This is a genomic window from Sorangium sp. So ce590, from assembly GCF_051521365.1.
Taxonomy (GTDB): domain Bacteria; phylum Myxococcota_A; class Polyangia; order Polyangiales; family Polyangiaceae; genus Sorangium.
Genome location: NZ_CP150346.1, coordinates 8,197,426 through 8,211,697, shown reverse-complemented (window position 1 = coordinate 8,211,697; position 14,272 = coordinate 8,197,426). Strand labels below are relative to the sequence as shown.

At 72.2% G+C, this 14,272-nt stretch carries 11 protein-coding genes; 8 read left to right on the top strand and 3 right to left on the bottom strand.

The window, feature by feature from the left end; translation table 11 throughout:
- Positions 1-112: 112 nt before the first annotated feature.
- The 6 genes from WMF28_RS30940 to WMF28_RS30915 all read left to right on the top strand — a co-directional run bounded on the left by WMF28_RS30940 (position 113) and on the right by WMF28_RS30915 (position 6,929).
- Positions 113-691: a hypothetical protein gene (locus tag WMF28_RS30940; RefSeq protein WP_437596964.1), complete on the top strand. Its 579-nt coding sequence runs from the start codon at positions 113-115 to the stop codon at positions 689-691.
- A gap of 32 nt (positions 692-723) precedes the next feature.
- Positions 724-1,353 carry a hypothetical protein gene (locus WMF28_RS30935; RefSeq protein ID WP_437596963.1) on the top strand — a complete coding sequence of 210 codons (630 nt, stop codon included), beginning with the start codon at positions 724-726 and terminating at the stop codon, positions 1,351-1,353.
- Positions 1,354-1,429: 76 nt separating this feature from the next.
- Positions 1,430-2,431 carry a CAF17-like 4Fe-4S cluster assembly/insertion protein YgfZ gene (gene ygfZ / locus WMF28_RS30930; protein WP_437596962.1) on the top strand — a complete coding sequence of 334 codons (1,002 nt, stop codon included), beginning with the start codon at positions 1,430-1,432 and terminating at the stop codon, positions 2,429-2,431.
- Positions 2,432-3,460: 1,029 nt separating this feature from the next.
- Positions 3,461-4,030, top strand: a complete 570-nt coding sequence (locus WMF28_RS30925; protein WP_437596961.1) for a contractile injection system protein, VgrG/Pvc8 family — start codon at positions 3,461-3,463, stop codon at positions 4,028-4,030.
- Positions 4,031-4,129: 99 nt separating this feature from the next.
- A complete protein-coding gene (locus tag WMF28_RS30920; protein ID WP_437596960.1) occupies positions 4,130-6,025 on the top strand; it encodes a hypothetical protein in 1,896 nt (631 codons plus the stop codon).
- Positions 6,026-6,086: 61 nt separating this feature from the next.
- On the top strand, positions 6,087-6,929 hold the full coding sequence (locus tag WMF28_RS30915) for a hypothetical protein (RefSeq protein WP_437596959.1): 843 nt from the start codon (positions 6,087-6,089) through the stop codon (positions 6,927-6,929).
- A 21-nt stretch (positions 6,930-6,950) separates the two neighbouring features.
- On the opposite strand, the gene WMF28_RS30910 is transcribed toward WMF28_RS30915, so the two are convergent.
- The 3 genes from WMF28_RS30910 to uppS all read right to left on the bottom strand — a co-directional run bounded on the left by WMF28_RS30910 (position 6,951) and on the right by uppS (position 10,081).
- Positions 6,951-8,276: a Glu/Leu/Phe/Val family dehydrogenase gene (locus WMF28_RS30910; RefSeq protein ID WP_437596958.1), complete on the bottom strand. Its 1,326-nt coding sequence runs from the start codon at positions 8,274-8,276 to the stop codon at positions 6,951-6,953.
- 146 nt (positions 8,277-8,422) lie between these two features.
- Positions 8,423-9,244, bottom strand: coding sequence for a phosphatidate cytidylyltransferase (locus WMF28_RS30905; protein WP_437596957.1), 822 nt, complete (start codon positions 9,242-9,244; stop codon positions 8,423-8,425).
- Positions 9,245-9,247: 3 nt separating this feature from the next.
- Positions 9,248-10,081, bottom strand: a complete 834-nt coding sequence (uppS, locus tag WMF28_RS30900; RefSeq protein ID WP_437604328.1) for a polyprenyl diphosphate synthase — start codon at positions 10,079-10,081, stop codon at positions 9,248-9,250.
- A gap of 58 nt (positions 10,082-10,139) precedes the next feature.
- Here uppS and WMF28_RS30895 point away from each other — a divergent pair, with 58 nt between their 5' ends.
- Together WMF28_RS30895 and WMF28_RS30890 are read left to right on the top strand one after the other, a co-directional pair.
- Positions 10,140-11,522, top strand: a complete 1,383-nt coding sequence (locus WMF28_RS30895) for a 3-keto-5-aminohexanoate cleavage protein (protein WP_437596956.1) — start codon at positions 10,140-10,142, stop codon at positions 11,520-11,522.
- A complete protein-coding gene (locus WMF28_RS30890) occupies positions 11,519-14,233 on the top strand; it encodes a hypothetical protein (protein WP_437596955.1) in 2,715 nt (904 codons plus the stop codon). Before WMF28_RS30895 ends, WMF28_RS30890 begins: the two co-directional genes overlap by 4 nt.
- The last annotated feature ends 39 nt before the right edge of the window (positions 14,234-14,272 follow it).

Sequence of the window (14,272 nt, the reverse complement as noted above, 5' to 3'; positions counted from 1 at the left end):
TGGCTCATTCCGATGAGGCGCCGAATTTTCTCCAGCTCGTGACGACCGTTGCCCACGCGATCGGCCGCTGCTAGGAGCTGCCTCTTGGGATCCGGGATCCCGGAGCCAACCGATGACGACCTCTGCACCCGGCGCGGCGAGCGGCGCGCCCCCTCCTGTGAAGCTGGGTCCGTTCGACGCCGAGTTCCTCGCGGACCTGCCCTACGACCCCTCGGTCCTCTTCTTCGACGAGCTCCTCGAGGTGGACGCCGGGAAGAGCCTGGTGCGCTGTCGCATGCCGACCGACCGGCCGATGCCGCTCGTCGACGCGCAGCGGGCGCACCCGCTGCTGCACCCGCGCCACGTCGCCGGCGCGATCCTCGTGCACGCGACGGGGATGCTCGGCTTCGTGCACGCCTACCACCTGCTCGGCCTGCGGCACCGCGCGGGCTGGATCGGCTATGGCACAAACATCCACCGGGTGGTCTTTCGCAAGCTGGTCCAGCCGGGCGCGCCCATCGAGGCCACGTGCGTGGCGACGCGCTCCCGGCTCGGCGAAAAGCGGCACATGATCCGCTATGCGTTCGAGTTCCGGCACGAAGACCGCGTCTGCTACGAGGGCGATCAGACGGCGGTGTGGATGCGCGCGCAGGACGTTCCAGCCATGGATTCCCGACCCGCGCTCGAGGAGCTCGAGCGATCCCTCGCTTGACCCGCGCGTTCGGCTCGTCTACCGGCCCTCCCATGCCGGATTTCGATGCGGGATCGATCGTCCCGTCCACACGCGATCTTCTCCAGGTGATCTCCACCCGTAGAAAGAACATGGCTCTGGTCGGGCTCGTCGGCTCGGAGTCGCCCGCGGAGGATGCGCTGCGGCTCCATGAGCTGAACATCTCTGCCCTCGCGTTTGTCGAGGCGGGGCCCGCCATGCAGGGGGCCGCGCGCGCGACGAGGACCGTGCCGTCGCTCTGCCTGTCCCGGGTGGGCGATCGCGACGGCGCGCTCGCGGCGCGCTACCACGGGGCGGACGGGGTCTGCATCGACGCGCTCTTGCCGCTCGACGAGTGGGATCGCCTCGCGAAGGGGGCGAGGACGATGCGCATGCTGCCGCTCGCCCTGGCCGAGAGCCCGGAGGGGGTCGAGGCCGCCGCGAAGGTCGGCGCGCGCGCGATCCTGGTCCGGGGCGCCACGGCGGAGGCGGTGATCGCGTCGATCGCGTCGCTCCCGAGGGCGCTCACCGTCGTCGCCGAGGTGCTCTCGGCCGACGCCGACGCGCTCCGCCGGCTCGTGGGCCACGTCGACGCGGTGATCGTCCCGCCGGCCGTCCACACGTCGGCCCAGTTCCCGGCGCTCGTCGCCGAGGTCGATCCCTGAGCGCGGGCGGGGCGGCCGCCGAAATGTCAGGCCGCCCCTCGACGCCCCGGGCTCCCGCCTCCACGATCAGGCCCCGATGAACAACGCCCACGAACTGGACGAGCAGCGGCGCGCGCTCCGCGAAGGGGCGCTCGTGCAGGCCATGCCCGAGCTCGGGACGCTGATCGTCACCGGCTCGGACCGGCAGACCTGGTTGAACGGCCTGGTCACCTGCGATCTCGCCCCACAGAAGCCGCTGCCCGCCGGGGCGGAGGTCCCGCCCCCCGCGGGCGGGGCGTACGGGCTCAACGTGGTGAAGACCGGGAAGATCTTCGCCGAGGTGTGGATCGTGATCGCGGAGGACCGCATCTACGTCGGCGCGCTGCGGGATCGCGTCGAGGCGCTGCGCGAGAGCTTCGAGCGCTACCTCATCATGGAGGACGCCGAGGTCGCGGACGCCTCCGGCGAGCACGCCTGGGTCTTCGCCCACGGCCCGCGGGCGGCCGATCTCTCCGTGGCCGGGCGCGCGGCCGGCGCGGACGCGGCGATCGTCGACTGGACCGGCCTCGGGGGCGCGCTCCTCGTCGCGCCCCGGCAGGCCGAGGGCGCCGTGCTCGCGGCGCTCCTCCAGGCCCCGGGCGAGGCCGGCCCCGTCCTGCCCACGACGGCGGCGGCGTGGGAGGTGCTCCGGGTCGAGAACAACGTCCCGCGGTTCGGCGTCGACTTCGACGACCAGAACTTCCCGCAGGAGGCCTCGCTCGAGGAGCGCGCCGTCTCGTTCAACAAGGGCTGCTACCTGGGGCAGGAGACGGTGTTCATGCTCCAGATGCGCGGCCACGCCAAGAAGCGGCTCGTGCAGCTCGCCGTCGAGGGGGAAGGCGACGTGCCCGCGGGCGCCGAGATCGCGCTGCCCGACGGCGCCGCCGTGGGCGCCGTCACGAGCCAGGTCAAGGATCCGCGCGGGCAGCGGGTGCTCGCGCTCGGCTACGTCAAGTACAAGCACGCCCTCCAGGGCACGGCGCTCCGGGTCGCCGGCCGGGCGGCCGAGATCACGCGCGCGCCGGGGGCGGGGGGCGCGCCGGGGCAGGCGAAGGTCTAGTACCTCGTCGGCCGAGTTCGTCCCCGGTTCGGCAGGAGGTCTTGCCGAGCGACCCGGCCCGCGGAGAGGGTGTTCGTCGCGCGGGGTGGGGGAGCAGGATGACACGATCGGGCGGGTTTCGAGGGGGCCGAGGCCGGTGTCAGTCTGCCGATCGTGGGCGCTAACCCCGCGATCTCTGGTCGGCCGGACGATTCCGTGACGCTTCCGGCGGTGCCCTCGGCGCCCACGTATGAGGCAGCGCCGGCGACCTCCCCCCGATCCGAAGCGGCCCTGAACACGCCCCCGGCGCGCAGCCCGCGCCAGGTGCTCGTCGCGACCCTCACGCAGACCATCGCCGCTGCCCATGCGGCGGGCGATCTCGCGACCGCGCAGATCTCCGCTCGCACCCTCTCGGAGCTCCTCAGCGCCCCGCAGGCGACGCCGCGGACAGCGCCTGTTGTCGACCTCGCTAGCGCCCGGCGCGCGCGATCTTAAGCCCATCCTGAACGCCACCGGCGCCGAGCTGCCCGCTGTCGCCGTCCACTAGGCCGCGAAGTGAAGGCGTACCGCCGCCCCCGGTTGCTGTTGCGCCCAGCCACCCGTCGTCGCAGGCCGCTCTTGCTCTCGCATCGCGTCGCGAATCTACGGCGACGGCGCGCACCTCGCGAGGATGCGGTCTACAGAACGGATACTCCGGACCGCCGATCCTCCCGGCGGCGTGCTCGTCCGCCGAGAGGGCCGGGGACAACGCGAAGAGGAGGGGCGAGCGCGCGTGAGCGGAAATGTGGCGGGCGTGCACGTGCGCGAAGAAAAGAGAACGCACAGCCGCGTGCATTGCTTTGTAAGTCAGAAAATTATCACAGATCGTCAAAAATAAATGTCTCTTTATCGTGGTAATTTATGGAGTTGGATAACAATGCTGCTTCCTGCGCGAGGAGCCAGGGGGTCTTGCTGATCATGCGCGTTGAGCCGCCTTGACGTGGACTTCGCTCCTGATAGGGTCGCGTTGTTCCATCATCTCTCGGAGGAGAGAGGCGCCGAGGGCTCGCGATGGCTCAACAGTTCGATCGCCTGGAGTGGACCGCGCTGGCGGGCATCCCCTTCGCTGTGCGCAGGATACAACCCTCGGTCGACATCCATGGTCTGTACCGTTATGACGTTGAGCTCGCGATGGAGGTGCCGGCGAGCCTGGCTGACCGTGCGCTCTGGAAGAGCCGCGCGACCCTGATCTTCGTGACGGACGGCGAGGAGAGCTCCGTGCACGGCATGGTCGTGGATCTCGAGCAGATCCAGCGCGCGGACCTCGACCGCAACAGCCTCCGTCTCGCCGTCGTGCCACGCGTCTGGGAGATGACGCAGGCGTCCGCGAAGGGGACCTTCCTCAACCGCACCGTCCCCGAGCTCGTCGCCCGGAAGCTCAAGGCCGCCGGCTTCAACGAGGGTGAGGACTTCCTCTTTCGCCTGCGGCGCAAGCACCCGCCGCACGCGCGCCTGGTCCAGCACGATCGGACCGACTTCGGCTTCCTTCAGGAGCTCTGCAAGCTCACGGGGCTCTCCCTCTCCTTCGCGCACGGCGAGGGACGTGACGTGCTCGTCATCTCGGACTCGGAGGGCGCCTAGGCTCGACCCGGTTTGAAATCGCAGCGCCTCCTGGTGTATGGTCGCCCACGTGCTGCCCGTCGCCGTCCGGTCTTGCCGCGCCCCAGGCCGCTCACGGTCATGACCACCGGCGGCGGCGCGCCCGTCAAGATATCCGGGCCGAAGCTCGTGACGCTCCATCGCCTCTCGCTCGGCTCCCTGCCGAGCTCGGGGCTGCTGCAGGAGCTCGTCGAGCTCCGGGCGGTGGGCTCGAAGCCGAGGGTCACCGCGGGTACGCTCCGGGTGGACGGCGATACGCTGATCGTCTCGTGCGACGTCGACAGCCCGGACGGCTCGCTGAGCGACATTGCGCGGGAGGACCTGAGCCGCCTTCAGCTGGAGGGGCGTTGCAAGGACGGCGCCACGTTCTCTGCGCGCAACGCGGCCGTCCGGTCGTGGAAGAAGAGGGAAGAGCGCGTCTGCAGGGTGGAGCTCACGTACGACGACTGGGCCATCCGTTGGCCCGCGGCCAGGCCGCTGCTGTGGGCGGGGATCACCGATGCTGCGCTGCCCTCGAGCAACGGCAACTTGGACCTGGTCGCGGAGCGTGGGCCGACGAGCCGCCATCGGACCGGCGATTCTGCGCAGCCGGCGCTTCGTCCCGGCCACCGCACGACCGCGGGCGAAGGCACCGGCTCGTGGCGGCACTATTGCCTCGAGGGGCCATCGTACACCTACTACTTGGTTCATTGCGCGCACCGCGGTGAGACCCGCTGGATCCTCGCGTTGGATCCGCGAGACGCGACGACGCTGGACCGCGACGTCCTCCGCCGTGACCTGACCTGCATCGCCTTCTGCTTCGGACAACCGTTCCACGTGGGGGTGCTCCACGGCCTGGACGGGGACGGCGGGCGGGCCGGCCTCTTCAGGATGGGCGTCGAGGCGCGCCTTCCAGGGCGTCAGCGCGAGCGCCCTCCCGTCCCGCTGCGCGGCGACGATGCGCCCTGGCCCGTGGCGCTGTTCACGGTCCTGTCCAGCCACGTCGCGCGCGACGATGCGCAGAGCGGCGCGCTCGCCGCGGCGGTCACGAGGTTCGTCGAGGCGATCCACGAGACCTCGACCGAGGGCGCCGCGCTCAAGCTGCTGCACGGAGCGAGCATGGCCGCGAGGAGCGTGCTCGGCGACGAGGCCCTCCAGGCCGCGGACAGGCAGCGCTGGAACGACTGGTTCGCGCAGCACCGCGGAAGGATCGAGGCGCGGAAAGGGCCTGCGCTGTCGGCCGAGCTCCTCGCCTCCCTGCAGCGCGCAGAGCAGGGGCGCGCGAGCGCCTTGATCCGCGCGGCCTTCGCGAAGGTCCGGCTAGCCCCGCTCGATGAGATCGACGCGGCGCTCTCCTCCGCCGAAGCCTACCTCCTGGGAGAGGACAAGGCGCGGCCGGACGGCAGGAGCGCGGCGATCCTTCAGGCCGTCCTGGTGGCGCTCGTGGCGAAGGCGGTGGGGTACAAGGGGCCCATCTGCGCGTGGGAGAGGTCGCCTTCCGAGCCGTCCGACGCTCCTTCCCGCCCGTGGTGGCCCGCGGAGAGGAGCGCCGGCAAGCGAATCAAGCGGTTCGTCGCCCCTGCTCGCGCGCGCCAGATGCCGCGCGATATGCGCGACTCCTGGCCCTTCTTCGTCGAACCGAAGGTGCCGATCCAGGGACCGATCGCGGCGATCGCCTCCTTCGCGGAGGGGCTGGAGGCCAAGGCCAACGGGCTGGTCACCGCGAGCGTCAAGCCCGTCGCCCCGGCCCCTGGAGAGCTCGCCACGTTCGAGTTTGTCCTGGCGCCCGTGGGCAAACCTAAGGCTCGAATCCTGCTGCTCAAGATCCACGAGACCTTGAGCGGAGCGATCAAGATCGAGGACTGGAGCAACAGGGAGCGCACGTTCACAAGGGAGTCGAAGATCGCCTCTTTCGTGACGGACCTCGCGCACAGCGACGAGACGCGCCAGCTCGTCGAGGGGCTCATGCTGGCTGCTCGGGAGCCGCCGGAGCCATGACCGAGCTCGGGATCCGCCGCCTCGCGGACCGCGGATGCCTGCCCGGGGGGCGACCAGCGCCATGATCGGCCGGCGGCACACCGTCCTCCAGTGGAACATGGGCATCTACTACGACCGCGATCTCTCGGAGGATGTCCGGCGGTCGCGGCTCGGCGTCCTCGGGACGCTGGTGGCCGAGCACGCTCCGAGCATCGTGGCGCTTCAGGAGGCGCCCGAAGATCTCCAGCGCCAGCGGGTCCTCGGCCCCAGATATCAGGTCATCTCGGCTCCGGGAGGCATCGCGACCGTCATCCTTCAGCCGGCATGGAAGGTGCTCGATTACAGCGGGATGGAGCGCTGGAGGGCGCTCGTCGTCCTGATCGATCCCCGCGCCGGAGGGCTCGGCCTCGGGTTCTGGAATATGCACCTATCGATCCTCTTCAAGGACTCCGAGGAGCGGCGGGCCCTGGCGCGGTGCGAGCCGCTCGCCGATCTCCGCAGGTTCAGGGCGCACCATCCCGCCCGGGGCGAGATCGTGAGCGGCGACTTCAACCTTGAGCCCCACGACAGTTCAATGACGGGCCGCGACGGCTTCCATGCGCGCGGCGACCCTGAATGGGTGCTGTCGAAGGCGAGCCGGCGAGACATGTCGTATCGACCTCTGTACAACGCGACGCTCTCCGCCTTGCAGCGCGGCGGGCCGCCCTACGGGAGCCGCTGCCGCGGCAAGAGCACGCACAGCGCGGGGCCGTGGTCGATGCCAGATCAGGCGCTCGTGTCGGCCGAGATCGTTCGCTGCGGAAAGCCGAAGGTGACGTTCTTGACGCACGCGGGCTCGACGGCCCTCTGCGATGTACATCGCGGCTTCCCCGATCGGAAGGTGGGCTCGGACCACCTCCCTCTCCTCATCGAGTTCACGGCGTAGCGGGGCGCGGCCCGCGCGGGCTCACGGGAAGATCTCGCGCTCGCCGTACACGGCGGCGAGCCGCTGCAGCGCCACGGCGTAGGCGGCGAGGCGCAGCGTGCACTTCTTCTGCCGCGCCATCTCGGTCACCTCGCGGTAGGCCCGCTTCATCGCCTTCTCGAGCCGGGCGTCGACCTCCTCGAGCGTCCACGTCTCGGAGCGCTTGTTCTGCACCCACTCGTAGTAGCTCACCGTGACGCCGCCCGAGTTGGCGAGGACGTCCGGCAGGATGTCGATCCCGCGCTCCAGGAGGACCTTCTCCCCCTCGGGCGAGCACGGCCCGTTCGCGCCCTCGGCCACGAGCCGGACCTGCAGCCAGCTCGCCTCCTCCACGCCGACCTGGTTCTCCAGGGCCGCCGGGATGAAGATGTCCGCCTTGAGCCGGAAGAACTCCTCGCGGCTGATCGGCTTGCCGGCCGGGTAGCCCGCGATCGAGCGGTGCTTCTTCACGTAGTCTTGCAGCTTGTGCGGATTGAACCCCTCCGGATTGTAGAGATACCCGGTGTGGTCGCCGACCGCGACGGTCGAGGCGCCGAGCTTCGACAGGAGCACGGCCGTGTTCGAGCCGACGTTGCCGAACCCCTGCACGAGCAGCGTCGCGCCGCCGAGGTTCACGTCGTTGTCCTCGGCCCACTCGGTGATGCAGTGGACGACCCCCTGTCCCGTGGCCTTCTCTCGCCCGTACGTGCCGCCCGACGCCACCGGCTTGCCCGTCACGACGCCCTTCACCGCCTGCTTGAAGAGCTGTCCGACGGTGTTCATGTACGTGTCCATGGCCCACGCCATGGTCTTCGCGTCGGTGCCGACGTCGGGAGCAGGGATGTCCGTCTCCGGGCCGATGTTCGAGCCGAGCGCATGGAAGAAGCGGCGCGTGATGCGCTGGAGCTCGGCGCGCGACACCTCGTTCGGGTTGAACTTGATGCCTCCCTTGCCGCCGCCGAGCGGCAGGTTCATGAGCGCGCACTTCCACGTCATCATCGCGGCGAGCGCCTTGAGGTCGTCGAGCGACACCGTCTCGTGATAGCGAACACCCCCCTTGAACGGCCCGAGGAGGTTGTTGTGCTGGATCCGGTAACCCTTGAAGAGCCGGATACTGCCGTCATCCATCCGCACGGGGAAATTGACGATGACCTCGTTCTTGGGCTGGCTCAAGATCGTGGTGATGTAACCCGGCACCTCGATCAGGCGGGCGGCCTCGTCGAGATAACCCTGGATGACTTTGAAGAACTCGTATTTGTGCTTCTGGCCCGGCGCAGGAGGCGTGCTCACCGACGCCGTCGTGACCTTGGTACTGACTTGATCTTCCATGGCTCTATAACTCTCTAGTGCGCCGCGCCCCCCATTTCAATGCCTGCGGGCGCAATCGTGCGCTGCGTCATCGCGGCTCCAGACGGCCGGGACAATGCGTCAGTCTGGCAGTGCGCGACGCGGCGCCGCGCGACGCGAGGCGCCGTTCATGATCTCGACCACAGGACGTACAGATAGGTGATGGTCCCGGTGACGAGCAGGGCGTCGACCCGGTCGAGGATGCCGCCGTGGCCGGGCACGATCCCGCCAGAGTCCTTGATCCCGAAGGAGCGCTTGAACAGGGACTCCCCGAGATCCCCCGCCTGACCGAGGCCGCCCGCGACGATCGCGAGCGCGATAGCGTCGACGACCGGCAGCGACCGGAGAAACCAGACGTGGGCGAGGAGCGCGCCGAGCACCGCGAACAGCAGGCCCCCGAGGGCGCCCGCGACGGTCTTCTTGGGGCTCACCGCCTCGTAGAGCTTGCGCCGGCCGAGGAAGCGGCCGGCGAAGTAGGCCCCCGTGTCGGAGAACCAGGAGAGCAGCAGCGCCAGCACCACGAACGAGGGGCCGTCGGCGCCGGCGTCGCGCCGGAGGAGCGCCAGCGCGCCGAGCCCGCCGCCCACGTAGAGCGGGCCGAAGGTCATCGCCAGCACGCGCAGCGCCGCGGTGCGCATCTCGCCGAGGCGCACCAGCGTGACGAGCATCGCGACGAACGGGAGCAGGAAGATCAGCGCGAGGAGCGCGCCCGGCGAGCCCCCGAAGCGCCAGAGCACGCCGACGACGGCGAGGGTGAGCGCGACGCCGGCGACGCGCGCCGCGCGGTCGTCCGCGTGCGTCATCGCGAAGAACTCGAGCGCGCCGATGGCCGCGGCGGCCGCGACGAGCGCGGCCCACCCCCAGCTCGGGCCGAGGTAGAGCAGCGAGAGGAGGAGCGGAGCGGCCACGATCGCGGTGATGACCCGCGTCGTGAGGTTGGAAGCAGCCAAGCGTCAGACTCCCGTTCGTGAACCGTTGTGAGAGGCGAGGTCGCGCGCGCGCCACGGCCGTCCTGCGTCGAGCGCGCCCTTCGCGCGGACCGCCTCGCCCTCGCCGCCGCCCTCCGCGCCTTCCGCGGGCTCGTCGTCGCTGTCGTGCAGCTGGTAGGCCGCGATGGCCGCGAAGAGGTCGTCCTCGGTGAAGTCCGGCCACAGCCGCTCCGTGAACGACAGCTCGGCGTACGCGGCCCCGTAGAGCAGGAAGTTGGAGAGCCGCTGCTCGCCGCCGGTGCGGATGATGAGATCCGGCTCGCCCACGCTCAGGCTCGGCAGCCGCGCGGCGAGCAGCGCCCCGTCGATCGCCTCCGGATCGAGCCTGCCGGCGACCGCCTCCATCGCGAGCTCGCGCGCCGCGGCGGCGATCTCCTCGCGCGCCCCGTAGGACAGCGCCAGCGCGAGCGTCATCTGCCGGTTCGTGGCGGACGCCTTCCGGAGCGGGTCGAGCACGTCGCGCACGGCCTCGGGGAGCCGGCTGATGTCGCCGATCGCGACCAGGCGGATGTCGTTCTCGAGGATCTCGCCGCGCTCGGTCATCAGGAACTCGCGCAAGAGGCCCATGAGCGCGTCGACCTCGTTCTGAGGCCGCGCCCAGTTCTGCTCGCTGAACGCGTACAGCGTCAGCGCCTCGACGCCGAGCCTCCGGCAGACGCGCACGATCCGCCGCACGGCGGCGCTGCCGGCCTTGTGCCCGGCCTCGCGCGGCTCGCCGCGCAGCTCCGCCCAGCGGCCGTTGCCATCCATGATGATTCCGACGTGGCGCGGGAGATTTCTGGCTTCTACGAGGTTCATCGGCAGGGGGAGTTTCCCTTGTTGACTAACGACTGTCGACTGTTGAGTCTTCACGCCCATGAGCACTGGGGTTGGTCTCACGATCACGCTGCGCGTCAGGATGGGCGCGCACGACGCACATTACGCGGGGGAGCTGTGCGATGGCGCGCGTATTCTCGCGCTCTTCGGCGACGTCGCCACCGAGCTCCTCATCCGTCTGGACGGCGACGAGGGGCTCTTCCGTGCGTACGAGGCGGTCGAGTTCCTCGCCCCGGTCCGAGCAGGCGACTTCATCGAGGCGACCGGGGTGGTCACGAAGGTCGGCGCCACGTCGCGCGCGATGGCCTTCGAGGCGCGCAAGGTCGTCGCCAGCGTCCGCGAAGCCGGGGTAGCGCCCTCGGCGGCGGACGCGCTGGCCGAGCCGATCATCGTTTGCCGGGCGCTCGGCACCTGCGTCGTCCCGAAGGAGCTCCAGCGAAGGCCGCGCCTCGTCCTGCCGGCGCTGTCGGCGCCGCCCCCGGACCACGCGCAGCTCCCGGAGCCGCGGCCGATCATCACGCCGCCCCCCCGGATCATCGTCACGCCGCTGCAGAGCGCCCTGATCCTGACGGCGGCGATCGTCGGCGCCGAGACGACCCGGGCGCAGACGCCGCACCTGCCGGTCACGGCGCGCGAGCTCGCCGACGAGGCGGCGCGCTGCCGCGACGCTGGCGCCGCGGTGGTCCACCTGCACGTCAGGAACCCGGATGGGACGCCGAGCCAGTCGCGCGCGCTCTTCGCCGAGGCGATCGCCGCCATCCAGGAGACGACGGACGTCATCGTCCAGACGTCGACCGGCGGCGCCGTCGGGATGAACGTCGACGAGCGCGCCCAGCCGCTGCTCTGCAACCCCGAGATGGCCACCTTGAACTGCGGCACGCTCAACTTCGGCGACGGGATCTTCGACAACACCCGGCCGCTCATCCGGGACATGGCGGCCCGGATCCGCGCGGCGGGGAGCGTCCCCGAGCTCGAGTGCTATGAGGTCGGCCATATCCATGAGGCGCTCAGCTTGCTCGCCGAGGGGCTCCTCGCCGAGCCGCTCCACTTCCAGTTCGTGCTGGGGGTGCCCGGCGGCATCGCGGCGCGCGAGGACGTGCTCCGGTTCATGATCAGCCAGATCCCGCGAGGCTCCAGTTGGGGAGTCGCCGCCGTCGGCCGCCACCAGCGCCCGATGACCGAGCTCGCCATGCAGCTCGGCGGGCACGCGCGGGTGGGGCTGGAGGACAACATCTACCTGGACAAGGGCGTGCTCGCCGAGGGGAGCGCGCCGCTGGTCGCGCGCGCCGCCGCCTTCGCGCGGAGCATCGGCCGAGAGGTGGTCGATCCGGACCGGGCGCGCCAGCTCCTCGGGATCGGCCCGCGCGCCGCGGCGGCCCAGGCCGGCGGGACTGAAGGAGGGAGCGCGCTCGCGCAGGGATGACCGAAAGACCGCTCTCCACGTGGATCGATCACCTCCGGGGCCGGCTCCCGATCGCGCTCGGCGTCGCCCTGCTCGGGGCGGTCGCGGGGCTCTCGACGCCGTCCCCGCCGGCGCGGACCACCGACGCCATCGCCCGGATGCTCGGGGAGGCGATCGGCGGCGCCGTCAGCCCGGACGATTTCGTCTGGGAGGAGCGCGGCGGGTTCCTCTCCGACGCGCTGCTGGGCCGCCGGGTGCTGTTCCTGGGCGTCCCGCGGCCGCCGGCCGGTGAGCCCGCGGCGGGCGCGGAGCCCGCGGCGGACGGGCGCGGCGCCGCCGACCTGTACCGCGCGCGCGTGCGGCTCACCCGCTCCGGCCGGCCGTTGAGCCTCGGCGGCGTCCGCAACCTGACCGAGACGCCCCTCGGCGACGATCGCAGCCTTGTCGCCCGCGGTCGCCGCGTCGCGGTGACCACCTCCGCCTTCGGCGTCGTGCAGGGGATCACGCTGCTGGATCTCGGCGGCGGCGCGCCCCCGGGCTCTCGGCCCCTCGGCGAGCGGCTCCGCGTGGCCGTCGACGGTTGGCTCGAGACCGGGAGCGTGGACGGCGCGTCGCGCAGCGAGATCGCCTTCGACAGCCCGCCCGCGTCGGCGCGGCTCGATCTCGTCGACGAGGGCCTGGTGATGGCCCTCGGGCCCGAGGCGCTGCCGGCGGCGCTCAACACCGCCACCGGCGAGATCGACACGGGCGGGCGCAATCCGTTCGGCGCCCGCGTGCACCTCGTCCCGCCCCGCGTGCCGTCGTTCCTGGAGCTCGCCGGGCCGTCCGCCGGGCGCCTGCTCGGTCCGGGGGCGGCGGCCGCGGTCGAGCGGCTCGCGCTCGGCGCGGATCGCGCCGCGGTGGGTCTCGGCGCCGAGCCGGCCGCCGCGTACCTGACCCACGGCGCCGCGTCGCCGGAGCCTGCGCCGGAGGGGTGGCCCTCGCTCTGGCCGCCGCCGAAGGTGCTGCCCGCGATCCAGCCCCCGCTCCCGGGGGAGGGAGACTGGGTGCTCGTGGCGCCCTCGCTCCCGCGCGTGCTCCCCGGCATCGAGGGCGACCCGCAGCGCCCGTCCAGCCCCTTCGCCGCGACGACGATCCGCCCCGATCCGCAGCGGGAGCAGGTGCGCGTTCACCTGTTCGCCATCGACACGCGGCACATCAAGCTCACCCTGCAGGCCGGCTTCGAGGCGCCCAGGCCGTCCGTCGGCCCGCGCGGCACGGGGCAGCTCCCCGACGCCTCGACGCTCCGCGGGGCCATCGGCCTCGGCGTCGGGCCGCGCGACCCGGCCGCGCCCCCCGCCGGGGCCGAGGCGCTCGGCATGGTCGTCGGCGGCCGCGCGCTCGTGCCGCCGCGCGACGGCGCCGCGACGCTCGCGGTCGACCTCTCGGGCCGGCCGTACTTCGGCGCGTGGCCGTCGCGCGGCGACGTCGATCGCGTGCCCTGGGCGCTCTGGCAGGGCCCGCCGGCCGCGAGCCCCCGCGATCTTCGCGACGGGGGCGGCAAGCGCTTTCCCTGGGCGCTCTGGCAGGGCCCTTCCTTCTTCGAAGCGGCGAGCCCCGCGGCCGCGCTCGCCGCCCCCCTCGGGGAGCGCGCCCCGGCCGACGCGACGCTCTCGCCCGGCGACGGCGACGACCCCGTCGTCGAGCGCTCGGCGCTGTGCATGACCGATCGCGGCCTCGTGGTCCACGCGTGGAGCAGCGCCGCCGACGCGGCCGCGATCCGGGCGGCGCTCGAGCGCGCGCGGTGCCTCGCCGGCGTCTCGCTGGGCCGGGCGCCGGAGCCCCTCGGGGTCGCCTTCCTGAGCCGCCAGCAGGACGGCAGCCTGACCGCGGAGCGCCTCGCGCCGGCGATGTCGCTCGCGCCGCCGGCGCACGTCGCGTCGGCCTCCCCGCGCCCCTTCCTCTACTTCGAGTCGCGCTCGACGGACGGCCCGCCGGCGCCCGATCTGTCGCTCCCGGGCGAGCGCGTCGGCTGGACCGCGGACAGCGGCGCGCAGCCGCCGCCGGCGTGGAGCCCGGCCGTGTACGCCGCCGACACCGTGCACCTCGGCGCGCAGGTCCGCGTCCACGCCCTCGCGCCGGATCGGTTCCTCTTCCGCCTCCGCGCCGGCTCCCGAGAGATCTCGCCGCGGACCGCGCCGAAGCTCGACGCCGACGTGCCGGCCGACGAGCGGTCGCACGTCATGGCGGCGATCGGCGTCGGCACCGGCCGGCGGCGCGGCCCGCGCGGGCTCGCCGTGGGCGGCACCGTCGGGCTCCGCTTCCGGGGCGAGGGGGGCCTGCTGCTGGTCCGCCGCGGCCGCGTCGAGATCCGCCCGGCCGGCGGCGTCGAGGTCGCGCCGGGCATGGACGCGACCGAGCTGCCGCTCACCGCCGACGAGGGCAGGCTGCGGCCCGAGGCGCGCGAGATCGGCACCATGCGCCGGCGCAGCGCCGCCTGTGTGCTCGAGGACGGGACGTTCCTCGTGGCCACGACGACGTTCGACAGCGACGAGGCGACGACCGAGGCGCTGCTCGACCTCGGCTGCGCGCGCGTGGTCGCCCTCGATCGCGGCGCGCACCGCAACGCGTTCGTGCACCGCGCCTCCGGCGACCCCGCGCTGCAGCAGGCCTACGAGGAGACCGCGCTCTTCGCGGTCGGCCTCGCGATGCCCGGCCGGGCGCGGTGGCTCACGGAGGGGGCGGGCCCCTGATCGACCGCGGTCGGTGCGGGCGGCGGTCGGGCGCGGCGG

What these genes read in the sequence shown, in the direction of transcription:
- WMF28_RS30940 (WP_437596964.1), top strand. Translation starts at nt 113, where the DNA reads ATGACGACCTCTGCACCCGGCGCGGCGAGCGGCGCGCCCCCTCCTGTG.
- WMF28_RS30935 (WP_437596963.1), top strand. Translation starts at nt 724, where the DNA reads ATGCCGGATTTCGATGCGGGATCGATCGTCCCGTCCACACGCGATCTT.
- ygfZ (WP_437596962.1), top strand. Translation starts at nt 1,430, where the DNA reads ATGAACAACGCCCACGAACTGGACGAGCAGCGGCGCGCGCTCCGCGAA.
- WMF28_RS30925 (WP_437596961.1), top strand. Translation starts at nt 3,461, where the DNA reads ATGGCTCAACAGTTCGATCGCCTGGAGTGGACCGCGCTGGCGGGCATC.
- WMF28_RS30920 (WP_437596960.1), top strand. Translation starts at nt 4,130, where the DNA reads ATGACCACCGGCGGCGGCGCGCCCGTCAAGATATCCGGGCCGAAGCTC.
- WMF28_RS30915 (WP_437596959.1), top strand. Translation starts at nt 6,087, where the DNA reads ATGATCGGCCGGCGGCACACCGTCCTCCAGTGGAACATGGGCATCTAC.
- WMF28_RS30910 (WP_437596958.1), bottom strand. Translation starts at nt 8,276, where the DNA reads ATGGAAGATCAAGTCAGTACCAAGGTCACGACGGCGTCGGTGAGCACG.
- uppS (WP_437604328.1), bottom strand. Translation starts at nt 10,081, where the DNA reads ATGAACCTCGTAGAAGCCAGAAATCTCCCGCGCCACGTCGGAATCATC.
- WMF28_RS30895 (WP_437596956.1), top strand. Translation starts at nt 10,140, where the DNA reads ATGAGCACTGGGGTTGGTCTCACGATCACGCTGCGCGTCAGGATGGGC.
- WMF28_RS30890 (WP_437596955.1), top strand. Translation starts at nt 11,519, where the DNA reads ATGACCGAAAGACCGCTCTCCACGTGGATCGATCACCTCCGGGGCCGG.